Below are 21,955 nucleotides of genomic sequence, written 5' to 3'. Positions count from 1 at the left end.
CTAGGGCCTGTGTGGCGTTGTGATCAGCCGGTTGCCTTCAGAAGGTCGTTGATCCAGATCATCGAGGCGCGGAGGTGGAGGCCGGCGAGGTAGCTCTCGGGTGTCTTGTCGTATCGAGTCGCGATGCCCCGCCAGGCTTTCAGCTTGTTGATCAGGCGCTCGACGGTGTTCCGTTCCTTGTAGAGACCGGCGTCGTGGCGTGTGGGCCGGCCGCCCCGGCTGCCTTTCTTCTTCCGGTTGGCGGCCTGGTCCTTCTTCTCCGGGATGACTGCCTTGATGTTGCGTTTACGCAGGTAGGAGCGGTTGGCGCGGGATGAGTAGGCCTTGTCCGCGGCGACAGCGTCAGGCCGGGTCCGGGGACGGCCGACCGGCAGACGGATCCGCACTTTCTGCAGCACGGGGACGAACTGCGGGCTGTCGGCGGCCTGTCCTGCGGTCAGGACGAACGACAACGGACGGCACTTGCGGTCCGCGGCGAGATGAATCTTGCTCGTCAGCCCGCCACGGGACCTGCCGAGCAGGGCCTCCTTCAGACGGAGCTTGCGCCGTCGCCTGATGCGCCGCCGCTCTTCCCGGCCGGGGGCGTCGCTTCCGTCCTGTCCGTTCTGTTCCGGCGGGCCGCCCCCTTTTGCCGGGCCCGTTCCTGGTCGGCGGCGGCTTCCTCAAGGGCGTCCATGACCTCCTTGCCGATGCACATCCCGGCGGCGTCGTAGTGGGCGCGGGTGGTCGTGGAGTCCACGCTGACCAGGGACAAGTCCGTCTGTCCCTGGCGGGCGGCCTCGGCGATCAGGCCTTCCAGCAGTGCGGTGAAGACGCCGGCGTCCCTCCACACCCGGAAACGGCCGTAGACCGTCGGCCACGGACCGAACTCACCCGGCATCTCCCGCCACTGGCTGCTGGTGCGGAACCGCCAGATCACTCCCTCGAACTGCTCACGCAGCCGCTCAGGGTATGGACCGTACTCGCCTATCGGCAGGAACGGCTCGATCAACTGCCACTGTTCGTCGGTGAGTTGCCTGCGCGTCACGATTGTCTTTCTACCGGATCCGCATACCAGACGGATCCGGATCGGCAAGATTGATCACGACGTCACACAGGCCCTAGNCTGCGCGTCACGATTGTCTTTCTACCGGATCCGCATACCAGACGGATCCGGATCGGCAAGATTGATCACGACGTCACACAGGCCCTAGGGCGGTTGATATGCGGGGTGGGTTGATGCATGTGCACATACCTGCTGGAATCCCGACTGCTCGATGCCCGTCCGACCTCTCCGAGGAGCCCATACGTGACTGCCCCCGCCTCCGCCGCAGAATCCGCCGCTGCTTCCGCTTCCGAACCCGCCTCCCGCGCGGCCCGGATTCTGTCCCGGCCTGTTTCCCTGAACGGCCTGACCGTTCCGAACCGGATCGTGATGGCGCCGATGACCAGGCAGTTCTCACCGGGTGGGGTGCCGGGGGAGGACGTCGTCTCGTACTACGCGCGCCGTGCCGCCGCCGGTATCGGTCTGATCGTCACCGAGGGCACGTATGTGGGGCACGAGTCGGCCGGGCAGAGTGACCGGATCCCGCGCTTCCACGGTGCGGAGCAACTGGCGGGGTGGGCGAAGGTCGCCGAGGCCGTGCATGCGGCGGGCGGGCGGATCGTGCCGCAGCTCTGGCACATCGGCATGGTGCGGTCCGCCGGGCAGCCGCCGTTCACGGACGCGCCCGCGGTCGGACCGTCCGGTCTGCGGCTCGACGGCACCGGGGGCCAGGGCAAGGAGATGATCCAGGCCGACCTGGACGACGTCATCGCCGCCTTCGCCGAGGCCGCGGCCGCGGCCGAGCGGATCGGCTTCGACGGGGTCGAACTGCACGGTGCGCACGGTTACTTGATCGACCAGTTCCTGTGGTCGGGCACGAACCGCCGTACGGACGCGTACGGGGGTGACCTCGTCGCCCGTACGAAGTTCGCGGCGGAGATCGTGGCCGCGGTCCGGGCGTCGGTCTCGCCGTCCTTCCCCGTGATCTTCCGGTACTCGCAGTGGAAGCAGGAGGTTTACAGGGCCCGCCTGGCGGAGAGCCCGGAGGAGCTGGAGGCCCTGCTGACCCCGCTCGCCTCGGCCGGCGTGGACGCCTTCCACGCGTCGACGCGCCGCTACTGGCTGCCGGAGTTCGACGGCTCGGACCTGAACCTGGCGGGCTGGACGAAGAAGCTGACGGGCAAGCCCGCCATCACCGTCGGCTCGGTCGGCCTCGACGGCGACTTCCTCAAGGGCTTCCAGGGAGAAGGCGCCCCGGTCAAAGGCATCGACGACCTGCTCGACCGCCTGGAGAGCGAGGAGTTCGAGCTGATCGCGGTCGGTCGTGCGCTGCTTCAGGACCCGGAGTGGGCGGCGAAGGTCCTGGGCGGGCGGTTCGGGGAGCTGGGGGCGTTCGATCCGGCGGCGCTGGGGTCGTTGAGCTGAGATGAATTCTGAGCGAGGGGCACCCCTTTTCCGGGGGTGCCCCTCGCGGGTTTACGTGGCTCAGTCCGCGTAGTCCTTGAGCTTCTCGGTTTTGAGGGTGATGCCGACGGGCTCGGGGATCTCCACGGTGGATCCCCACGGGTAGGAGGGCGCCTGCTGGTAGCGGCCGTCCTTTGGCTCGCTGAACACGGTGAGGGTGTTGTTGTCGCGGTCGATGAGGAGGTAGACGGGGATGTCGGCCTCCGCGTAGCCGACGGGCTTGTCGATGCGGTCGCGCTGGTCGGTGTCGCGGTCGTGGGAGGTGATTTCGACGGCCATGAGAGCGCCGTCGGTCTCGGACCACTCGCCGTCTTCCTGGAAGTGGTCCACAGGCGCCAGGAAGCCGTCCGTGCGTGCGCGGCCCTTGCGGTATGCCTCGGCCTTGACGCCCCGTTCGGGCGCGAGATCCAGGTCGGGGCGTTGCTGCATGCACTGGCGGAGCAGCCACATGAAGATCGACGTGTGCTTGCCGTCCGGCATTGCCTTGACCCCTACTTTTCCGTTCATGTATTCCAGCCGCACGGTTTCGGGGGCGACGGCGGCGAGCTCCTCGAATTCGTCGACATCGAGGGGACCGTGCCTGACGCGCAGCCTTCCTCCGAGGAATTCGAGCCTGTTCCGTAGCTCCCTCGGAGCCCGGCGGACGAGTTCTTCGAAGTCCTCGACGGACATCTGCGGGCGTTCGGTGGTACCAGGGGTCATGGTGTTGCCTCCTCCCTCCCATCGTGCCCCGGCTGTGTGCTTTCGGACTGTTGGAGCGGTCATACGCGTGGCCTTTCTCGTCGGTCGACCATCGCCGCGCGGGCTGCGGCGGCGTGGGCGTGGACTGCGGTGGACGTCAAGGGGGCGGAGGGCCGGGGTGGGGCGGCCTCGCCCCGGCACGGCCCGCAGGTGCCGCCCGGCAGGGCCTCCGGGTGGCCCGGTGTGCCGCATTTCGCGCATTCCAGTACGCGGAGGGGTGGGCGTGGGGCGGGTTCCGGTTCTGGTGGGAGCTTCGCGATCAGGCGGGCGCGGACGAGGGCGGCCGGGCTGTGGACCGGGATGGGGAGGCCTGCGGTCAGGGACTGGAGTACGTGGTCGTCGGTGGCACCCCTCGCGAACCACTCTGTGAGGAGCGGGGCGAGGTCCGCGCATTCCTTGGCGGAGAGGGACAGGGGCGGAGTCGTACGGCCGAGGGCCGCCAGGAGGATGTGGGCGCGGGAACGGGTGGGGCCCCGCCGATCCCCTGGAGGCTCCTGCGGTACGTCGCCCCGCGTGAACGCCGCCCACCAGTCGTCGTCCCGCGCCGTTCGCGAGAACCACGTTCGGGTGATCCAGCGCGGACTCCCCGAGTCGGCCAGGTGTTCGCGGCCCCGGCGCAAGTGGCCTGCCCGTTGGAGGTTGTTGAGGGCTGTGCGGAGGGCGCACTGGCCGTACGGGAGCGTCTTGGCCAGCGTCTTTACGGAGATGTCGGCGCCGTTGGGAAGGCGGTCGATGTACGCGGCGATGGCGGCTTCGCGGGGTGGGAGGTGGGCGAAGTCGTGGGCCGTGCGGGGGAGTTGGTCCGGGGCGCCGCGTTTTCCGTAACCCGGATTGGCCATCGGGTGCGGGGATGCGTGCGCGGGCACGAAGGCAGGACTAGGCTTGGCATCAGCCATGGGATCGAGTCGCTTTCGATCTCGTTGGTCAAGCCCCCGCAGGTGTTGCTAGCACCTGGCGGGGGCTGTTCGTTATCCGGGCACGCTAGACCCATGTGACTGTGCGTGGCAAGCCGAACGCGTCGAGTCAACTCGCAGGGAGGGTGGGTGGGTTGAGACCCACCCCCCAATCCTCAGAAGCAGGGCTCGGAGCTCGGCGCTTGAGCTTCGGGCAGCGGCTGGCTAGTCCCGCTTGAGGTTTTCGATGAACGCCGACCATGCCTCGGCCCGGAACTTGAGCTTCGGGCCGAGGGGGTTCTTGGAGTCGCGGACGGGGACGTGGGTGGGGTGGCCGGGGGCCACCTCCAGGCAGTCGCCGCCGTCGCCGGCGCTGTAGCTGGACTTCAGCCAGGCGGTGGAGGGCAGGTCGTACTCACGGGTGCTGGTCTTCATGCTCGTAATCCTGCGCCGCTGACTCCACCAGGGCCAGCGAACGCTGAGGTGAAAGTGCTGCCGCCTGGAGAAGGTTGAACGTGAGCGTGTGGCGGGCGACCGTAGCGGGGTCGTCCAGCAGTTTGCCCATGTCCAGCCCCTCGACGAAACAGAGCGGCGGGGCGTCCGCGAACTCCATGAGTTTCAAGGAACCGCCCATTCCGGCATGCGCTCCGGCGTCAAACGGCAGCACCTGCATGATGATCCGGTGGCGACGTGCCAGGTCTGCCACATGGCGTAGGGCCTCTGCCATCGCTGTCGCTCCGCCGACCGGTCGCCGGACCGCGGCCTCGTCGAGGACCACCCACAACAGCGGGGTTGTTGGATCCCTGAGGAGGTGGGCACGTTCCATTCGGGTCGCCACCAGCTCTTCGATCTCGGCACCCGAGACCATCGGCCGGTAGGAGCGGAACAGCGCTGCGGCGTACGCCGGGGTCTGCAACAAGCCTGGGATCAGTAGCGGGAGGTAGTGCCTGATCGCCGTAGCAACTGCCTCGGCCTCCGCCGCCTCCTCAAAGTGGTCTGGGTACTTGGACTTGGCCAGAGCTGAGCAGTTGCGCTCGAAGAAGCCGTTCGTGTCGAGGATCTCGTCTATCTGGACGGCGTATTCGAGGTGCAGGCGCCGTGTCCCCGCCTCCAGTTGGCCGATGAACGAGCCGCTGACGAACAACGGCTCGCCCAGTTCGCTCTGACTGAGGCCCTTCCGTTCGCGAGCGTGACGCAACTCGGAGCCGATCAGAGCACGTGGTGACGAGGACGGGTCGAGGTCCTTCGGTCCTGGCATGCGCAACTCCCTGTCACACAGGCGGGGTTGTTGGGGCGCCGTCTCTGGCCAGGTTAGAGGCGCGGTGGCCACGCTGTGTGGTGAACGCGAACACTCAGAGTGGAGGCCGGGTGCGATGGGGATGACGTCGAGTGAGCGGGTGCGGTCGACGGAAGAGGCGGTGGAGTGCTTGCGGGCGGCCCTGGAGGGGGCGGGCGTCGCGCTGCCGTCACTCGGCGTCGATCCGGTGACGGCGGCGACCGGCGAGCCGTACGCGCTGGTGGAGTTGGGGCGGTGCAACGTACGGACGGCGGTTCGGCTGGCCGACGCGCTGCGCGGTGCGGGTGAGCAGGCGTGAACGGTGAGGTCGGGGCGTACGTGGTCGACGTACGCGACGGGCGGGTCGGGCAGGTCATGGGGCACGAGGGCGGATACGTACAGCTGCGGCCCGTGGGTGGTGGGCGGGAGTGGGACTGTCCTCCGGAGGCGATGGGCGAGGCGCCGCCCGGGGAGGTGCTGCGGGCGCGGGTGCGGCGGATCAATCAGGAGGGGCGGTTGCCGTGACCGGCGTCGGTTGCACAGCCCAGGAGCAGCTGAGGCGTAGCTGAGATCGGGAAGGGCTTGGTATCCCCCACCGCGCGCAACCTCGACGAGTCCTGGTGAAGACCCACCTCAAGCCGTCGGCGACCAGGTACCTCGCCGCGCTGTCCGGCGCGGACCGCGCGACCTACCTGGCCGCGAACCCCTTCATCACGTGGTCCGGCGGCAGGTCGCCTAGAGGTTTCCCATCGGTTCGATGTCGATCTTCACGGGTGTGCCCCAGATCCGCAGCACCTCGTAGTCGGTGAACTCGTGGACCAGGCGGTAGGCCATGCTCGGGCGCGGGCCCCGGCGCTGCGCGGAGAGATACATCTCGGCCTCCTGCTTGTCGCGGCGGGGCGTGCCGCAGAGCTGCCAGGCCTGGCCGGTCCACATCTCGGGGAGCCAGCGCTGCTGGGGCTGGGGCCGGTCGCCCCGTACGCCGTAGCGGGACTTCGTACGCTCCGCAGCCTCGTCCGAAGCGGCTGCCCGGCCCTGCGGGAACGAGTCGTTGAACGAGTCGTTGACCTTCGAGCGGCGGGCGATACGGCGACGGGTCTCGCAGAGCAGGCACAGGTCGGGGGCGTCCTCGTCGACCGGTCCCGTGGGGTGCTCCGGGCAGCGGGTGGTCGGCGCCGCCTTGGTGACGGTCTCCTCCAGCAGGTCAAGAGCCCGCTTGAGATCGGCCTTCACCTCGTGCAGCTTCGCGTCAGGCATCTCGGCGGACAACGCGTCCCCGTGCTCCCCGAGCACCCGCAGGGCCCGGCCCAGAGCGGTCAATTGCGCATGGTTCACGACGCTCATACCCCTTCCTCGTGACCTTTCCAGCCTCCCACGCCCCACTGACAGCCCAGCTCCACCCGCATCCGCCGGCACACGTCGGCCACCGCCTCCTCGTCCGGTACGGCACCCGCGTCGAACATGGCCATCTGCAGCGCGGGACCGTGGACCCCGTACCGCTCGAGGTCCGCCTTCAGCGCCGGCTGCACCACGAAGTGGATGTGGCCCGGTTCGGCGCCCGCGTGGGACCAGAGGCAGACGTAGACCTGTTCGGGCCGCATCACCGTGGTGACGGTGCGGCTGACCCGGCGTAGCAGCGGGCCGAGCTCGGCGGACTCCTCCGGTGTCAGGTCGGCCACGTGCAGGACGTGCCGGACCGGCTTGACGATCAGTGTGCCGAGGCCCAGCGGGCCGACGCAGTGCTCGACGACCCATAGAGCGGTGCGGTGGATCGTCCCGCCCGGGAGGAACTCGGTCCCGGCGACGAGTCGGCAGGCCATACAGGTCTGATCGGTCACCGGTCAGCCGGTCGCCGCCGCAAGCGCCGCGCGCAGGTGGCCGTTGTTCTCCTCCAGGAGGCGGGCCGCCGTTGGGCCGTCCACGTTGCCCAGGATGGTGAGGATCGCGTTCTTCACCTCGCCGTCGGTGGCGGCGAGGGCGGCCTCGATCTCCTCGTCGGAGGCGCCGGTGGCGAGCGAGACGATACGGCGGGAGCGGGCCCGCAGCTTCTCGTTCGAGGCGCGTACGTCGACCATCAGGTTCCCGTACGTCTTGCCCAGGCGGATCATCGTGATCGTCGAGAGCATGTTGAGGACGAGCTTCTGCGCCGTACCGGCCTTCAGGCGGGTGGAGCCGGTCAGCAGCTCGGGGCCCACGACGACCTCGATGCCGTGGTCGGCGGCCGCCGCGAGGGCGCTGTCCGCGTTGCAGGACAGGCCGACGGTGAGGGCGCCGAGCGCGCGGGCGTGCTCGACCGCGCCGATCGCGTACGGGGTGCGGCCCGAGGCGGAAACGCCGACGACCACGTCGTCCGCCGTGAGGTCCAGGGCGGACAGGTCCTCGACGGCCAGTTCCGCGGAGTCCTCCGCGCCCTCGATCGACGTCGTCATCGCGGTCGGACCACCCGCCACCAGCCCGACGACCTCGGACGGGTCCGTGTTGAACGTCGGTGGACACTCCGACGCGTCCAGCACCCCGAGCCGTCCGGCGGTACCCGCGCCCGCGTAGACGAGCCGACCGCCCCGCGCCATCCGTTCCGCGATGGCGTCGATCGCCTCGGCGATCCGCGGCAACTGCGCGGCGACCGCCGCCGGCACGGTCGCGTCCTCCCCGTTCATGATCTCCGCGATACCGAGCGTCGACAGCTGATCGATCTCGGAGAGCTCGGGCCGGAACGCCTCGGTGGTCAGGCTCTCCAACTCGGCCCGCAGATCACGGTAGTCGGCGGAGGGAGGGGAGGAGGGGGAGGGTGAGGGAGAGGCGGCGTCGGTGGCATCGGCGCTGGAGGTCATGTGCGGCGGCTCTTTCTGGTACTTGGCGTTCTGGTTCTTGAATCTCCGGTGCAGGTTGGCGCCCCGATAGGGGCGCGGGGAACTGCGCGACCAGCCCCCACGACCCGCAGATACCCACTGGCCGCAAGCAAACCGCTATCGCGGAGCGGAACGGTGGCGATGGGCCAACGCCTCGTACGACGCCGACAACGCCGGCGCCGCAGTCTCATACGTCCTCTGCGCCACCCCGATGAACAAGCAGTCCACCACAAGCAGTTGACTCGTACGCGAGGACATCGCCGCCGGCCGCAACTCGCTCTCCCGAGCCGTGGACGTGGTGAGGATGTGATCCGCGTACTGAGTGACGGGCCCGTCCGGACGCCCCGTGATTGCGACCGTCGTGGCCCCGCGCTCGAAGGCGACCCGCAACGGCTCGATGACATCCCCCGTCGACCCGGAGTGCGTGATCGAGATCGCCACATCCTTGGCCCGCAACTGCACGGCGTTGGTCACCGCGAGATGGGGATCGCTGTGGGCATGCGCTATCAGCCCGATACGCAGCAACTTCTGTGTGAGGTCCTGCGCGACGAGCCCGGACGCCCCGACGCCGTACACATCGATACGACGGGCCGTGGCCAGCGCCCCCACCGCGGCCCCGAGCTGGACCGTGTCCAGCCCCGCCGCGGTGTCGGCGAGCGTCTGCTGCTCGTCGTACGCGAGCTTGGCGACGACGTCCGCGATCGGGTCGTCGACCGCGATGTCGGCCGTCACGGCGGGCGCCCGGCCCGACTGCTGATGGGCGGCGAGGCCGGCGAGGGCGAGGCGCAGGTCGCGGTAGCCGGGGTAGCCGAGGAGGCGGGCGGTGCGGACCACTGTCGCCTCGCTGGTGCCGGTGAGCTCCGCGAGGCCGGTGACCGTGAGGGCCGCGCAGCCCGCGGGGTCGCCGGCCACGGCCTCGGCGACCCGCTGCATGGAGCGGGTCATCGATGGGGCGAGGGTGCGGACCTTGGCCGCGAGGGCCGCGGGTGCGGGCGGGGCCCCGCCCGCGAAAATTTCCTTCACTTCTTGGGTCACGTATGAAAGATATTTTCGGGCGGGAGGAGGGTCAAGGGGAAGGGGGGTGCGAGGCCGGGGGGTATGTGCGGGTTCGTGGGGGCTGGTCGCGCAGTTCCCCGCGCCCCTTACGGGGCGCGCGCCTGACGGGCGTGCGGCTGACGGGCGTGCGGCTGACGGACGCGCCCCCGACTGGCGCACGGCTGACGGGGCGCGCTCCGATTGTGCGGCAGGCGCACAATGGGAGTATGAATTCTCCCCCCTCCCCCGACCCCATCAGCTCTTTGGAGCAGGCGCTGCACGCGGCCCGTGCGCTCGTGCTCGCGGATCTCGTCGCGGGCCAGGTCGCCGAGGCCGATGTGGTGTCGATGGTCGAGGAGTCGGTCGTACAGCGCCGGTGGTGGGTGGAGCAGTGGCCGGAAGGGGTCGACTACGTGGCGGGGCTGATCGCCCAGGACGTACAGGACGCGCTGCTGGAGCGGTACGGGCGCTGGCCGCTGTGTCCCGTCTGCGGTGCCGGTGACCCCCATGCCCTCGATGTGGAGCCGGAGTTGGGGCCCGACCCGCACTGGGTGTGCCACAAGGCGGGCGTGAAGGTCTCGGCGGTGGGCGCGCTCGGGAAGGCCGGCGGCGGGACACCTCCCTCGTGACGGTGTACATCGACCCTCCGAACTGGCCGGGGCACGGCCGCATGTGGTCCCACCTGGTCAGCGACGTCTCGTTCGACGAACTGCACGACTTCGCAAGCCGGTTGGGGGCGCCCGCCCGGGCTTTCGAGCGCGACCACTACGACATCCCGTCGCACCGGTACGAGGAGGCGGTGGCGGCCGGGGCTGTGGAGGTCGGGTCGAAGGAGTTGGTGCGGCGGCTCACGGAGGCGGGGCTGCGGCGGCCGAAGCATCGGCGGGTTCAGGACGGGGTCGGCTGAACCACGTCTCCAGTTCGTGGCGGATGCCCGTCTCCGTTCCCGTCGAGGCGACCTTGCGCAGGGTTCTGCCGGAGCGCAGGGCCACCACGATGCCTCGGATCAGCCCCGCAGCTCGTACGCGTACTGCTCGCCGTCCCCGTCCTCCGCCGGCACCTGGATGAAGCCGGCGCGGGACATCACGCCCTGGGAAGGGGAGTTGGCGCGGTCCACCGTCGCGAACAGGGAGGTGACGTCCTCGCGGGCCAGGGCCCAGGCGGACAGGGCGCGCAGGGCCTCGGTGGCGTAGCCGTTGCCGCGGGCGGACTCGGCCAGGTCGTAGCCGATCTCGACGCGGCCGGCCTCGTCCGGCGCGCTGTGGAAACCCATGCCGCCGACCGCGCGGCCGTCCTCGCGGCGGACGAGGACGAACATGCCCCACTCCGGCCGGTGCACTCCGGACTCGTACGCCTTCACGGTCGCCCCGGCGGCATCGCGTGTGCCCTCGAAGGGGCCTCCCTCGATCCACTCGAAGCCGCCGGTGCCGCCCGTGCTCAGGTCGGCGGCGGACGCGGGGGCGACACCCTGGAGAGTGAGGCGCTCGGCGGGGATCACGAGGTTGTTGTTCCAGCGCCAGTCGGTGAGGGGCGCGCGGCCGGGCAGGTCGCCGCGGCCCGTGGCCCACAGGAGGATGCGCCAGTGGCCGGCGCCGGGATCGGGCCGGACGTGCGGGAAGATCCGGGTCAGCACGTCCTCGCAGAGCGCGGCCGGCGGCTCGTACGCGATACCGAGGCCCTCGGCGATGTCGTGCGTGTGGAGCAGCACCTCGGCGACACCCATCGCGGCGAAGCCCTCGCGGTTCGCGCTGCGGAAGGGGTACGGGTGGAAGGCACGGGCCTCGCGCGGGGCGGTGCGGACGGCGGCCGCGAGGAGGGCGCCGGTCGCCTCGATGACCTGCAGGAGGTCCTCGACGCTCTCGCACTCGTCGCAGTTGATGCGGAACGGTACGTAACGGTCGGTGGGCCGGCCCGCCAACTGCCCCGCGTACGCGATGAGATCCGACGCGATGTGCTCCGCCGTCCTGCGGCAACTCCAGTCGACACGGCCCGCCTTGACGCTCCAGTCCCGGCCGGCCGCTCCCCGCAGCACCGCGACCGCACCCGCGACGGCCTCGGCCACCTGATCCCCGCCCATTGCTCGCATGACGGCGAGAATAGGTGATCAGTTTCCCGAACGAGACTGATTGACCGGCTCGTTTGGAGAGCCAGACCTGCCGGTCGCGGTAGATCCGCAGCTCACGCCCGAGCTGCGGCTTCTCGGCCGGGCGAGGGGTACGGGGGATCAGGGTCGCCACCCCACCAGGGCGATCGCGGACGCCGCGGCGACCGCCCAGGACGCCGCCGCCGGAACCGGGTTCAGGTGCTGAGGAGGTCCAGCTCGCCACGGACGTTCCAGCGGGCCGTGGCTTCCCACTGAGCCGCCCCGTAGGGGGTGTGGAAGAGGCGCGGCAGGCCGAGGAGTTGGCGGAGTACCGCCGCGCGGCCCTCGCGGAAGGCGTCCGGCGGGACGAAGGCGTACTCCTCGCGGACGGCGGCCGTGTAGGCGGCGTACGCGGCCGGGGGTGCCGCCAGGATCGCCAGGTCGGCGTCGCAGAGGACCTGGCCGTTCGGGTCGTCGTCGGACGGGGCGTGCGTGATCGTGAGGCGGACCAGGCGGGCGACCTCGGCTGTGGCGGTGGGGGAGACGCCCGCCTCGGGGAGGGCGCGTTCGGCGAGACGGGCCGAGCGTTCCTCGTTCTCGGACCGGTCGGGGAGGTAGACCGCGTCGTGGAACCAGGCGGCCAGCCGGACCAGGTCCGGGTCGGCCGCGTACGTCTCCAGCACGTCGACGTGATCCAGGACCGCGGTCAGATGGTCGAGCGTGTGATAGCGCCGCTGCGGCTCCGACCAGCGGGCGAGGAGGTTGTCGGCGTAGGGGGTGGGGTCGGGGGCATCCGTCCCACGGATCCGGTGAAGCGTGTGTCGCCAGCGGGAGCGCAGGGCGTCGAGCACATCGGCGGTGTCGGCGGTGTCGAGGTCGGCCATGCGCGCCATTCTCCGCCGTCCACCGTCGGTGATCGCCCGTCGCCCCGAAGCGGCCTTGGTGAAGTCCGGTGCGGTACCGCGCCCCGTAAGGGGCGCGGGGAACTGCGCGACCAGCCCCCACCGGCCCGCGGGTTCATCACCGATCTTCCAGCGGAGCGCTTAGCGTTGCCTCATGACTGCTGTTGACGCGCACGGCGTACGGGATCCGGAACTGCCCGGGCGGCTGCTGGCCGCCGAGCGGGACGTGCTGATGCCGCTTCTTCGGGGGCGGCCGGAGGAGGACTTCGCGATCAGGACCTGTTGTCCTGGGTGGACGGTGCGGCATGTGCTCGCGCACTGCTCGGCCGCGTTGTCGCGGGTCGTGGAGAGCCGGTACGAGGAGGGGGTCTTCAGCCCCGAGGCGAACGACCGGGACATCGCCGAGCGGGACGGCTGGTCCGTCGCGGAGGTCGTCGACGAGCTGGAGCGGGGGATGACCGACGCGGGTCCGGTGATCGCCAAGGCGGGCGGCGTACTCGACGGGGTCGCGCTCGGCGAGTGGGTGCACGCGGGGGACGTACGGGAGGCCTGGGGCGAGCCCACAGCGTACGGCGGCGCTCAAGTGGGGCTCGCGCTCGACCTGTTGGCGTGGATCACCCGCGATCGGGGGCACCTCGCACTGCACGCCGACCTTGACGACGTCGATGAGCCCCTGCTGCTCGGCGCGCCCTCCGGCGAGCGCCCGCCCGCCCGCTATATCGGCGACGCGACGACCCTCGTACGGCTCTACGCGGCACGCCCGCTGACCGGGACACGGTACGAGCTGGCGGGGGCCGCGGAGGCCGAGCTCAACCTGTACGGCTGAGCTCCGGCCCTGGCCCCGGTTCCCGTCCGGCTCCGGTTCCGGCCCTGGTCCCGGCCCTGGCTCAGGCCTCGGCCCTGGTCCCGGCCCGGCCCCGGCCCTGGTCCCGGCCTGGCCCCGGTCCGTCCTGGTCCTGGTCTCGGCTCCGGCTCCGGGCCCGGCCTCGGTCCAGGTCCAGGTCCCGCATCCGGGCCCGGTTCCGGCCGGTGCGGCCCCCGCCTCGGCCCCGGCCCCGTCGGCCGCGGCCGGATCTTCCCTCATGCGCGTAGGCTGGTTATTGGACTAGACCTGTAGCCGCCCGAGGGAAGAGGTCCTATGAGTGAGCGTGCAGTCCTGGAGGTGATCGCCCTCGAAGTCGAGGACGCGGTCGCCGCCGAGGCCGGAGGTGCGGACCGGTTGGAGCTGGTCACGGACATGGCCGCCGACGGGCTCACCCCGCCGGTGGAGACCTTCGTGGGGATCCGGGCCGCCGTCGGCATCTCGCTGCGCGTGATGCTGCGCCTGACCGACGGGTTCGAGGCCGGGGAGGTACGGCGGCTCGTACGGGCGGCGCGGGAGCTGCGTGCCGCCGGGGCGGACGAGTTCGTGCTCGGGTTCCTGGACGAGGCCGGGGAGCCGGACCTGCCCGCGCTGGAGGCCGTGCTCGCCGAACTGGACGGCTGCCGTTGGACGTTTCACCGGGCGATCGACCGCGCGGCGGACCGCGACGCCCTGCGCAAGCGGCTCTCCGACCTGCCCGGCCTGGACACGTACCTCACGGCCGGGTCGGCGGAGGGTGTGGACGAGGGCCTGCCGACGCTGCTCGCCGAGGCGGCCCGTCACGGCGAGCCGGGCTACGAGCCCCGGCTCCTCGTCGGCGGCGGCCTCCGCCTCGACCACCTCCCGCGCCTGCGGGCGGCCGGCATCGACGCCTTCCACATCGGCGGCGCGGCCCGGCCGGGCGGCTGGGAGACGCCGGTCTCGGCGGCGGCGGTACGGGAGTGGCGGTCGGCCTTGGACCGCGGCTGAGCGTACTGGCGGACGCGGGCCTCGACGACCGCGCCGCGGTCGATACCGCGGTCGACACCGCGAGCGACCGGGAGACCGGGCGGCCGGGTGTGCGAAGCCCACGCCGCCTTCCAGACGGCTGCCGCCCGGCATCTCCGCCGCGCCCGCCACCGACCCGGGCTCACAATGCCCTTGCGCGCTCCGCCAGTTGGGGCGGCAGCGGTGCCGCGTGGGTCACGATCAGGCCCGAGACCGCTCGGGTCAGGGACACGTACAGGCGGCGCAGGCCGGTGCGTTCGTCCGGTTCGCCGTCGACGACGGCCTGGGGCTCGTCCAGGACCACGTAGTCGTACTCCAGGCCCTTGGCGAGCGAGGCCGGTACCAGGGTGAGGCGGGTAGTGAGGGTGGTCTCCTCGCCGGGGCCGAGGTGGGTGAGACCGGCCGCCGTCAGCGCCTGGGCCAGCAGCGGCACGCGTGCGTCGGCCGCGATCAGGCCCACCGAACCCTCGTTGCGCAGCAACTCCTCGCAGGCGGCCACTACCTCCGCGTCCGCGGTGGTCCCGCGGACCTCGAAGAAGCCCGGGTTCTCGCGAACCGAGGCCACCGGCGTCAGGCCCGGTGCGATGTGGGGGAGCAGCCGGGACGCGTACGTGATGACGTCCGTGGGGACTCGGAAACCCGCCGTCAGTTCCTCGACGACGGCCTCCGACTTGCCCAGGTGGGCCAGTGCCTCGTCCCAACTCCGCGTCGCCCAGGGCGTCGTGCCCTGAGCCAGGTCCCCGAGGACGGTCGCCGAACCGGTCGTGCAGCGCCGCCCCACCGCCCGGTACTGCATGGGGGAGAGGTCCTGCGCCTCGTCGAGCACCACGTGTCCGAGGGAGTGCGTGCGCTGTACGAGGTCCGTGGCCTCGTCGATCAACACGGCGTCCGCGGCTGACCACTTGGCGGACTTCGGCGAGCGTACGGGCTTGGCGAAGAGGATCGTCTTCTGCTCGTCCTCGGTGAGGATTCCCGCCGCGTGGACGGCCAGGAAGTCGGCGTCGGAGAGCAGGCGCAGCACGAGCTTCGCGGGGTCGACCGGCGGCCAGATCGCCTTCACCGCCGCCTTCACGGACGGGTTGCGGGCGACGGCGTCCTGCACGCGGTCGTCCGGTGCCTCGCCGGACCGCTCCATCTGCACGAGCACGGCGTGCGCGATGCGCTGCGGCAGGGCCTCGCGGGCGGCGCCGTAACGGATCTCCCGGTCCAGCAACTCCCGGACGATGTCCTCCAGTTCGTACGCCGGAACGCGCCAGCGCCGGGAGCCGCGCACGACCACGACGGGCTCGGTCGGCATGGTCACGTGCGAGCGGACGGCCCGGCGCAGGACCTCGGCCATCCGCGCGTCGCCCTTGACGACCGCGGCGGCCGCCTCGTCCGTACCCCGCACCTCCACATGCGCGACCAGATCGTCGACCGTCGCCTGCTTGACCTCCAACTCGCCCAGGGCGGGCAGCACTTGCTCGATGTAGTGGAGGAAGGACGAGTTCGGCCCGATGACGAGGGTGCCGGTGCGGGCGAGCCGCTCGCGGTGGGCGTAGAGGAGGTACGCGACCCGGTGCAGACCGACGGCCGTCTTTCCGGTGCCCGGACCTCCCTGCACACAGACCGTGCCGCCGAGACCGGACCGTACGATCTCGTCCTGCTCGGGCTGGATCGTCGCCACGATGTCGCGCATCGGGCCCACGCGCGGGCGCTCGATCTCCTGCTGGAGGAGCTTGCTGGTGGCGGCCGCCTCGGTCGGGTCGGAGAGGTGCTCGTCCTCGTACGCGGTGAGGTCGCCGCCCGTGTACCCGAAGCGGCGGCGCAGCGCGATGTCCATCGGGGACTTCTTGGAGGCCCGGTAGAAGGGCTGGGACACCGGGGCGCGCCAGTCGATGACCATCGGGTCGCCGTCGGCGTCGTGCACATGCCGGCGCCCGATGTAGAAGCGCTCGCCCTCCGCGCCCTCCGCCCTCTCGGCTCCGGGCGCGTACAGGTAGTCGAGGCGGCCGAAGAACAGCGGGGTGTGGGACAGGTCGGCGAGTGCCTTGATGCGCTCGTCGATCTGATGGGTGAGGGCTTCCGCGTTGACCCAGTTCGCGGTGACGTCCCGGATGTCGAGCGACTCGACGTCCTCGCGCATCGAACGGAGGGCGGCGCGGGAGTGCGTCAGGTGGGCGCGCTCGCGGGAGAGGGGGTCGTCGGCGAGGGCGTCGTCGGACGCGGGGTCGGACATGGCGGAGTCGGGCGGGGTGGACACGGGTGATGCCTCCGGGGACCTGCGGGACCTGCTGGGGCCTGGTGTGGCCTGCAGAGTGGTGGTGGGCCGACCGGTTTCCGTCCGGTCGGCGGCGCTCCACGACGGGAGGCGGGCAAGAGCGGAGATTTTAGGCGAGCGGTGGTGGCCGGGGCCAACCGTTTTTGTGCCGTCCCTGTCGTGCCCGTTGCCGCGTCCGCCGCCGTGCCCCCGGTGTCGTACGACAACTGCCGTCCCCTAGGGGGCACCGTCCCCCTCCCTGAGGGGGACGGGTCAACCCGGAGTCGTACGCGGAGACGACCGGGGTTCGGCCCGCAGACCGATGAAAACGGAGGGCTCGAATTCCACTATGGATACATGAGCGCAGCGACCTTCACTCCAGCCCCCGTCCGTCCGAGCCCGCCGTCCGGGGCCACCGCCCTCCAGGGCAGCCACCGGCACCGCCTCGGCGACGCCCTGCGTGCCGTCAAGGTGTTCGCGAGTGCCGCCTTCGGTGTGGTGCTCCTCGGCGAGTACGAGGAAGAAGCGGGCGTACGCCGCCGGTAGGCGCCCCTTTCCCCGGGTGCTGATCCACTAGGGTCGCGCCCGTACCCTTCCGGAACGTGACCATCCGATCACGCCTCGCGGTCTCCGCGACCCCGGCAACTCCCCTGACTTCCGCGGTTCCCTTCCTTCTCCTCGCACTCTCCCTCTCGGCCTTCCTCGCGCTGTGTGTCGTCCAGCGCATTCCGATTCGGCCAGGTCAACCTCGCGCTCGCCTGTCTGATCCTCTGGGACCTCACCCGGCCGACGGGCGCCCATCTTCAACTCCCTTGGTGGCAGCAGGTGTTGGCGTCGCCGTATCCGCTGTTGGGGCTGGCTCTGATGGCGTGGGCGGCCGGCCCGCACACGGGGGCGGCTTCTGCGGGGCCGCGCAGGTTGAGTACGGAAGCCCCCGCCTCCTGAGTACGCGAGTACGCGCTGCTGCTCCTCGCGCCGGTACTGGTCGCGATGGACCCCAACTCCTAGTCCTCTCCCAGCCCTTGCCGATCGCGAGAACGACGGAACCCTGGGACCGGTCCCGCGCGGGTGCTGAAACGCTGACCTCTCGATGAGCGGGGTGAGGGGAGACCGTTCGTGTCCGGTGTGGGGACGACCATCCGCAACACGGCCCGCGCGTTGTGCGGGGCGATCGCGATTCTTCTCGCCTTGCTGATGACGGCACACAGTTCGCCCGCGGCCCAGAGCGACTGTGCATCCCCTGGCAAGGTGTACGCCCAGAAGATCCTCGTTGAGTACGAGAAGGACGAGGAGGACGAGCGGCTGGACTGGATCACGGTGTTCCTCGTGTGCCAGCCGAACGGCCACGTGAAGATCGTGGACCACGAGGGCCAGGCCTATGACGACCTGGCCGACTTCCGCGCGAACAACAACCTTCTCAGCGAGCGCGACAAGATCCTTGTGCCGCGGAACTTCCCCTCGACCGAAAGGTCGGGGGACGTCGACCTGATGACGGTCTCGGGGCACACGAGCCCCAGTAGGTCATGGCTGTGGTGGCTGGTCGGCGGGACTGCCCTCGTACTGATCGCCGGCGGCGGTGGCTTCCTCCGGCTGCGCGCCCGCCGCCGGAGTGCCCGAGCACCGGCCTCTGACGCCGCTCCAGTCTCTGACGCCGAGCCGCAGGAGCCTTAGGGGCGCGGGGCTGTGACATATGCGGCTCCGCCGCGATGGGGGTCCCCCCGCTCGAGCGAAGCCGAGAGTGGGGGAGCGACCAGCCACGGACGGCCCGCAGTCTCCGTACCGCCCCTCCCGCGGAGCACCCGGTACCGCCCTTCCCGCGGAGCACCCGGTACCGCCCTTCCCGCGGAGCGACCGGCTCAGCTGTCCGCCAGCAGCTCGTCCGCGTCCACGATCCGGTACGCGTACCCCTGTTCCGCCAGGAAGCGCTGGCGGTGCGCCGCGAAGTCCTGGTCGAGGGTGTCGCGGGCGACGACCGAGTAGAAGTGGGCCTGGTGGCCGTCGGCCTTGGGGCGCAGGACCCGGCCGAGGCGCTGGGCCTCCTCCTGGCGGGAGCCGAAGGTGCCGGAGACCTGGATGGCGACCGTCGCCTCGGGCAGGTCGATCGAGAAGTTCGCGACCTTCGAGACGACGAGGACGCTGATCTCGCCCTGCCGGAACGCCTCGAAGAGCTTCTCGCGCTGCGCGTTCGACGTCTCGCCCTTGATGACGGGCGCGTCCAAGTGCTCGCCCAGTTCGTCGAGTTGGTCGATGTACTGGCCGATGACGAGGATCTGCTGGCCCGCGAAACGACGGACGATCGCCTCCGTGACCTTGCGCTTCGTCTCCGTCGTCGCGCAGTAGCGGTACTTCTCCTCCTGCTCGGCGGTGGCGTAGGCGAGCCGCTCGGCGTCGGTCAGGTTCACCCGCACCTCGACGCAGTCGGCGGGCGCGATGTAGCCCTGCGCCTCGATCTCCTTCCACGGCGCGTCGAACCGCTTCGGGCCGATGAGCGAGAAGACGTCCGACTCCCGGCCGTCCTCCCGGACCAGCGTCGCCGTCAGGCCCAGGCGGCGGCGGGCCTGGAGGTCCGCGGTGAACTTGAAGACCGGTGCGGGCAGCAGGTGCACCTCGTCGTAGACGATCAGGCCCCAGTCGCGCGAGTCGAACAGCTCCAGGTGCGGGTAGATGCCCTTCCGCTTCGTCGTCAGGACCTGGTACGTCGCGATGGTGACCGGGCGGATCTCCTTGCGCGTACCGCTGTACTCACCGATCTCTTCCTCGGTCAGCGACGTCCGCTTCACCAGCTCGTGCTTCCACTGCCGGGCCGAGACGGTGTTCGTGACGAGGATGAGGGTCGTCGCCTTCGCCTGGGCCATGGACCCGGCGCCGACCAGCGTCTTCCCCGCTCCACAGGGGAGTACGACCACTCCGGACCCGCCGTGCCAGAAGTTCTCCACCGCCTGCTTCTGGTACGGCCGCAGCGCCCAGCCGTCCTCGGCCAGCTCGATGGGATGCGCCTCCCCGTCCACGTACCCGGCGAGGTCCTCGGCCGGCCAGCCCAGCTTCAGCAGCGTCTGCTTGATCTGGCCGCGCTCGGAGGGGTGCACGGCGACCGTGTCCTGGTCGATCCGGGCGCCGATGAGCGGGATCACCCGCTTCGACCGCAGGATCTCCTCGAGCACGGGCCGGTCGGTGGTCGTGAGGACGAGCCCGTGGGCCGGGTCCTTGGACAGCGTCAGCCGTCCGTAGCGGTCCATCGTCTCCGCGATGTCGACCAGCAGCGCGTGCGGCACCGGATAGCGGCTGTACTGCACGAGCGCGTCCACGACCTGCTCGGCGTCGTGCCCGGCCGCGCGCGCGTTCCACAGCCCGAGCGGCGTCACCCGGTAGGTGTGGATGTGCTCCGGCGCACGCTCCAGCTCCGCGAAGGGCGCGATGGCACGGCGGCACTCGTCCGCCAGCTCGTGGTCGACCTCCAGGAGCAGGGTCTTGTCGGACTGGACGATGAGTGGACCATTCACGCGCGTCCCCTTCTGCACAGCTGTGCGGTGTGCACGGCCAAACGTCCAGTGTGCCTGATCAACGGCGCGGCACGCTGTGAAGTGGGTGACGCCCCGTCCTGTCCTACTGGATGTCTATTCATTCCAATGAGTGGTGGGAATTCAGATTTTCCGCCGCGGCCCCGAAGAATGGCGATCCCCGCAGGTCACTGAAGTCACTGCCCCAGGTCGCTGCCCAGGGAGAGCCCTGTTGTCCGGTCACAGCCATGCCCCGCCGCCCGCGCCCCCGTTGGCCCCGTTGCCCGTTGCTCTGCCCGCCGCGTCCCCGCCGTCCACGACGCTCGGGTACGCCCTCTTCGCCACTCGCTGGCTCCAGGCCCCGCTGTACTTCGGGCTGGTGGCCGCGCAGGGCGTGTACGTCTACAAGTTCTTCAACGAGCTGTGGAATTTAATCCTCCGGTGCGTGACCGGGCAGGCGAACGAGACGTACGTCATGCTCGCGGTGTTGAAGCTGGTCGACGTCGTCATGATCGCCAACCTGCTGATCATGGTGATCGTCGGGGGTTATGAGACCTTCGTCTCGCGCATCGGCCTCCAGGGCCACCGCGACCAGCCGGAATGGCTCTCGCACGTCAATTCCAACGTGCTGAAGGTGAAGCTCGCCACCGCCATCGTGGGCATCTCCTCCGTCCATCTGCTCCAGATGTTCGTGGACGTGCACCACACCTCGCAGCACTCGCTGCTGTGGGGGACGGTGATCCACATGGCCTTCATCGTCTCGGCGGCGATCCTGGCGTACATGTCGGGGCCGATGGCCGAGCACGGGGACCGTGCGCACAAGGGGGAGCCTCCGGCTTCCACCGCCCCGGCCGAGTTCGCGATTCCCGCGGCGGCCACGCCGACTCCGGTCTCGATCCCGGCCCAGGCCACGGCCCCGGCCTCGTACTCGCACGAGAAGTCGTACGAGCACCGGAATCCGTCGGTGACCTCTCCCTCCTACGAGCCCTCGTACGAGCCCTCCTACGAAACGGGCGCCGAGACCCGGATCCGTGCCGCCCGCTTCCCCTCCCGGAAGCTGCTGGAGGAGTTCGACGAGGACCATCCCCGGGCCTTCGACCGGGACGCCCTGGCCCGGCTCGGCAAACTGGACTTCGTCGCCGCCCGGCGGAACGTGGTGTTCGTCGGCCCGCCCGGCACCGGCAAGACGCATCTCGCCGTCGGCCTCGGCGTGCGGGCCTGCCAGGCGGGGCACCAGGTGCTGTTCGCGACCGCCGCGGAGTGGGCCGCGCGGCTGACCGAGGCGCGGGCGGCGGGCCGGCTCGCCGAGGAGCTGACCGCGCTCGACGCACACCACCTCCTGATCGTCGACGAGGTCGGCTACACCCCCTTCGACGCGGACACCGCCCACCTGTTCTTCCAGCTCGTCGCGCACCGCTACGAGCGGGCCTCGCTGATCGTGACCAGCGACCGCCCGCTCGGCCGCTGGGACGAGATCTTCGGCGGCGCCGCCCCCGCGATGGTCGACCGTTTCGCGCACCACGCGGAGATCGTCCGCCTCGACGGGGACAGCTACCGGATGCGCCGGGCTACTTCAGCGTGGGCAGAGTGACGTTGTTGGCCAGCGGTCCCTCGACGTTGACCGCCTCGGTGACGAGTGGTTCGGCGACGGCGACCGGGAGGGGCAGCGGGAGAGCGGGCTGAGCGGCGGCGGCCTGCGGAGCGAGTACGCCGATGAGCACGGCCGAGGCGAAGAGCGCGGTGGTGGCGGTGGTGGCGGCCGTACGAGTGCGAGTGTGGGTGCGAGTACGGGTCCGGAGCTTGGGACGCATGAGGTTTCTGAAGCCTTTCGAACGCTGCTGAGCAGGGGGTGGGGACCCCCGGAGGGGACGGGCCGGACTCGGGGTGCCGAGTCCGGCCCGCGGGGTGTGCCGGGTGGGCGGGGGCGGATCAGAAGGTCAGACCGCCGCTGAGATCGATCCCGATCGCCGCGGCCTCCGCGGCGAGTGCGCCGAGCAGCGCGGCGGTGCTGATCAGGACGGTGGCGACACGGCGAGCAGTGTTCATGGGACTACCTCTCTGTTGCACTCGCGCGACCGCGGCAGCCGTAGGGGCCGTGCGCCC

General features: G+C 70.6%; 24 protein-coding genes and 1 pseudogene. 11 read left to right on the top strand and 14 right to left on the bottom strand.

Annotated features, from left to right (window positions below):
* Nucleotides 1–23: 23 nt before the first annotated feature.
* Nucleotides 24–1,027 (bottom strand): annotated as a pseudogene (locus GAS53_RS25955) (IS5 family transposase).
* Nucleotides 1,028–1,288: 261 nt separating this feature from the next.
* Here GAS53_RS25955 and GAS53_RS25950 point away from each other — a divergent pair.
* Nucleotides 1,289–2,449 (top strand): NADH:flavin oxidoreductase, encoded by a 1,161-nt coding sequence (locus GAS53_RS25950; RefSeq protein WP_225859086.1) that lies wholly within the window; start codon nucleotides 1,289–1,291, stop codon nucleotides 2,447–2,449.
* Between the two features lie 60 nt (nucleotides 2,450–2,509).
* Here the strand turns inward: GAS53_RS25950 and GAS53_RS25945 are convergent, their stop codons facing one another.
* From GAS53_RS25945 to GAS53_RS25930, 4 genes are all read right to left on the bottom strand, one after another.
* Nucleotides 2,510–3,190, bottom strand: coding sequence for a Uma2 family endonuclease (locus GAS53_RS25945; RefSeq protein WP_225859085.1), 681 nt, complete (start codon nucleotides 3,188–3,190; stop codon nucleotides 2,510–2,512).
* A 59-nt stretch (nucleotides 3,191–3,249) separates the two neighbouring features.
* Nucleotides 3,250–4,125 (bottom strand): hypothetical protein, encoded by an 876-nt coding sequence (locus GAS53_RS25940; RefSeq protein ID WP_404829285.1) that lies wholly within the window; start codon nucleotides 4,123–4,125, stop codon nucleotides 3,250–3,252.
* 222 nt (nucleotides 4,126–4,347) lie between these two features.
* Entirely contained in the window at nucleotides 4,348–4,557 is a 210-nt protein-coding gene (locus tag GAS53_RS25935; RefSeq protein ID WP_151480108.1) for a DUF397 domain-containing protein, read from the bottom strand.
* Entirely contained in the window at nucleotides 4,538–5,380 is an 843-nt protein-coding gene (locus GAS53_RS25930) for a helix-turn-helix domain-containing protein (protein WP_151480107.1), read from the bottom strand. The genes GAS53_RS25935 and GAS53_RS25930 overlap by 20 nt, the downstream gene beginning before the upstream one ends.
* 121 nt (nucleotides 5,381–5,501) lie before the next feature.
* On the opposite strand from GAS53_RS25930, the gene GAS53_RS25925 reads away from it, so the two are divergent.
* Together GAS53_RS25925 and GAS53_RS25920 are read left to right on the top strand one after the other, a co-directional pair.
* Nucleotides 5,502–5,717, top strand: coding sequence for a hypothetical protein (locus GAS53_RS25925; RefSeq protein ID WP_225859084.1), 216 nt, complete (start codon nucleotides 5,502–5,504; stop codon nucleotides 5,715–5,717).
* Nucleotides 5,714–5,923 carry a hypothetical protein gene (locus GAS53_RS25920; protein WP_151480105.1) on the top strand — a complete coding sequence of 70 codons (210 nt, stop codon included), beginning with the start codon at nucleotides 5,714–5,716 and terminating at the stop codon, nucleotides 5,921–5,923. Before GAS53_RS25925 ends, GAS53_RS25920 begins: the two co-directional genes overlap by 4 nt.
* A 210-nt stretch (nucleotides 5,924–6,133) precedes the next feature.
* Here GAS53_RS25920 and GAS53_RS25910 read toward each other — a convergent pair whose 3' ends face one another.
* The 4 genes from GAS53_RS25910 to GAS53_RS25895 form a co-directional block, all read right to left on the bottom strand.
* Nucleotides 6,134–6,733 (bottom strand): hypothetical protein, encoded by a 600-nt coding sequence (locus GAS53_RS25910; protein ID WP_151480123.1) that lies wholly within the window; start codon nucleotides 6,731–6,733, stop codon nucleotides 6,134–6,136.
* Nucleotides 6,734–6,738: 5 nt separating this feature from the next.
* Nucleotides 6,739–7,236: an HIT family protein gene (locus tag GAS53_RS25905; RefSeq protein ID WP_225859083.1), complete on the bottom strand. Its 498-nt coding sequence runs from the start codon at nucleotides 7,234–7,236 to the stop codon at nucleotides 6,739–6,741.
* Between the two features lie 3 nt (nucleotides 7,237–7,239).
* Nucleotides 7,240–8,229, bottom strand: coding sequence for an N-acetylmuramic acid 6-phosphate etherase (gene murQ, locus GAS53_RS25900; RefSeq protein ID WP_151480104.1), 990 nt, complete (start codon nucleotides 8,227–8,229; stop codon nucleotides 7,240–7,242).
* A 135-nt stretch (nucleotides 8,230–8,364) separates the two neighbouring features.
* Nucleotides 8,365–9,282, bottom strand: a complete 918-nt coding sequence (locus GAS53_RS25895; RefSeq protein ID WP_151480103.1) for a MurR/RpiR family transcriptional regulator — start codon at nucleotides 9,280–9,282, stop codon at nucleotides 8,365–8,367.
* A 227-nt stretch (nucleotides 9,283–9,509) separates the two neighbouring features.
* On the opposite strand from GAS53_RS25895, the gene GAS53_RS25890 reads away from it, so the two are divergent.
* Complete coding sequence (locus GAS53_RS25890; RefSeq protein WP_151480102.1) at nucleotides 9,510–9,911, top strand: hypothetical protein; 402 nt, start codon at nucleotides 9,510–9,512, stop codon at nucleotides 9,909–9,911.
* The gene (locus tag GAS53_RS25885; protein ID WP_151480101.1) at nucleotides 9,908–10,189 is read left to right on the top strand and encodes a DUF4031 domain-containing protein; all 282 of its coding nucleotides are present in this window, start codon (nucleotides 9,908–9,910) and stop codon (nucleotides 10,187–10,189) included. Before GAS53_RS25890 ends, GAS53_RS25885 begins: the two co-directional genes overlap by 4 nt.
* Nucleotides 10,190–10,288: 99 nt before the next feature.
* Here GAS53_RS25885 and GAS53_RS25880 read toward each other — a convergent pair whose 3' ends face one another.
* Nucleotides 10,289–11,368 (bottom strand): GNAT family N-acetyltransferase, encoded by a 1,080-nt coding sequence (locus GAS53_RS25880; RefSeq protein WP_151480100.1) that lies wholly within the window; start codon nucleotides 11,366–11,368, stop codon nucleotides 10,289–10,291.
* 212 nt (nucleotides 11,369–11,580) lie between these two features.
* On the bottom strand, nucleotides 11,581–12,249 hold the full coding sequence (locus tag GAS53_RS25875) for an HD domain-containing protein (RefSeq protein ID WP_151480099.1): 669 nt from the start codon (nucleotides 12,247–12,249) through the stop codon (nucleotides 11,581–11,583).
* 172 nt (nucleotides 12,250–12,421) lie between these two features.
* Here GAS53_RS25875 and GAS53_RS25870 point away from each other — a divergent pair, with 172 nt between their 5' ends.
* Both GAS53_RS25870 and GAS53_RS25860 read left to right on the top strand, forming a co-directional pair.
* Complete coding sequence (locus GAS53_RS25870; RefSeq protein WP_151480098.1) at nucleotides 12,422–13,093, top strand: maleylpyruvate isomerase family mycothiol-dependent enzyme; 672 nt, start codon at nucleotides 12,422–12,424, stop codon at nucleotides 13,091–13,093.
* Between the two features lie 312 nt (nucleotides 13,094–13,405).
* The gene (locus tag GAS53_RS25860) at nucleotides 13,406–14,098 is read left to right on the top strand and encodes a copper homeostasis protein CutC (protein WP_151480097.1); all 693 of its coding nucleotides are present in this window, start codon (nucleotides 13,406–13,408) and stop codon (nucleotides 14,096–14,098) included.
* A 160-nt stretch (nucleotides 14,099–14,258) separates the two neighbouring features.
* On the opposite strand, the gene GAS53_RS25855 is transcribed toward GAS53_RS25860, so the two are convergent.
* Nucleotides 14,259–16,334: a HelD family protein gene (locus GAS53_RS25855; RefSeq protein ID WP_151480121.1), complete on the bottom strand. Its 2,076-nt coding sequence runs from the start codon at nucleotides 16,332–16,334 to the stop codon at nucleotides 14,259–14,261.
* Nucleotides 16,335–16,712: 378 nt separating this feature from the next.
* Between GAS53_RS25855 and GAS53_RS25850 the strand changes: the two genes are divergently transcribed.
* The 3 genes from GAS53_RS25850 to GAS53_RS25840 all read left to right on the top strand — a co-directional run bounded on the left by GAS53_RS25850 (nucleotide 16,713) and on the right by GAS53_RS25840 (nucleotide 18,026).
* Nucleotides 16,713–16,901, top strand: a complete 189-nt coding sequence (locus GAS53_RS25850) for a hypothetical protein (RefSeq protein ID WP_151480096.1) — start codon at nucleotides 16,713–16,715, stop codon at nucleotides 16,899–16,901.
* A gap of 165 nt (nucleotides 16,902–17,066) precedes the next feature.
* A complete protein-coding gene (locus tag GAS53_RS55310) occupies nucleotides 17,067–17,300 on the top strand; it encodes a hypothetical protein (protein ID WP_192583278.1) in 234 nt (77 codons plus the stop codon).
* A 171-nt stretch (nucleotides 17,301–17,471) separates the two neighbouring features.
* On the top strand, nucleotides 17,472–18,026 hold the full coding sequence (locus GAS53_RS25840) for a hypothetical protein (RefSeq protein WP_151480095.1): 555 nt from the start codon (nucleotides 17,472–17,474) through the stop codon (nucleotides 18,024–18,026).
* Between the two features lie 185 nt (nucleotides 18,027–18,211).
* Here GAS53_RS25840 and GAS53_RS25835 read toward each other — a convergent pair whose 3' ends face one another.
* Complete coding sequence (locus GAS53_RS25835) at nucleotides 18,212–19,855, bottom strand: DNA repair helicase XPB (protein WP_151480094.1); 1,644 nt, start codon at nucleotides 19,853–19,855, stop codon at nucleotides 18,212–18,214.
* 268 nt (nucleotides 19,856–20,123) lie between these two features.
* On the opposite strand from GAS53_RS25835, the gene istB reads away from it, so the two are divergent.
* Entirely contained in the window at nucleotides 20,124–21,443 is a 1,320-nt protein-coding gene (istB, locus tag GAS53_RS25830; protein ID WP_151480120.1) for an IS21-like element helper ATPase IstB, read from the top strand.
* On the opposite strand, the gene GAS53_RS25825 is transcribed toward istB, so the two are convergent.
* Nucleotides 21,421–21,663: a hypothetical protein gene (locus GAS53_RS25825; RefSeq protein ID WP_151480093.1), complete on the bottom strand. Its 243-nt coding sequence runs from the start codon at nucleotides 21,661–21,663 to the stop codon at nucleotides 21,421–21,423. The genes istB and GAS53_RS25825 overlap by 23 nt on opposite strands.
* Between the last annotated feature and the right edge of the window lie 292 nt (nucleotides 21,664–21,955).

Origin of the sequence: Streptomyces albicerus (assembly GCF_008905045.1) — a bacterium.
In the GTDB taxonomy this organism is placed as follows: Bacteria; Actinomycetota; Actinomycetes; order Streptomycetales; family Streptomycetaceae; genus Streptomyces; species Streptomyces albicerus.
This window is presented reverse-complemented; position numbering and strand designations above follow the sequence as displayed.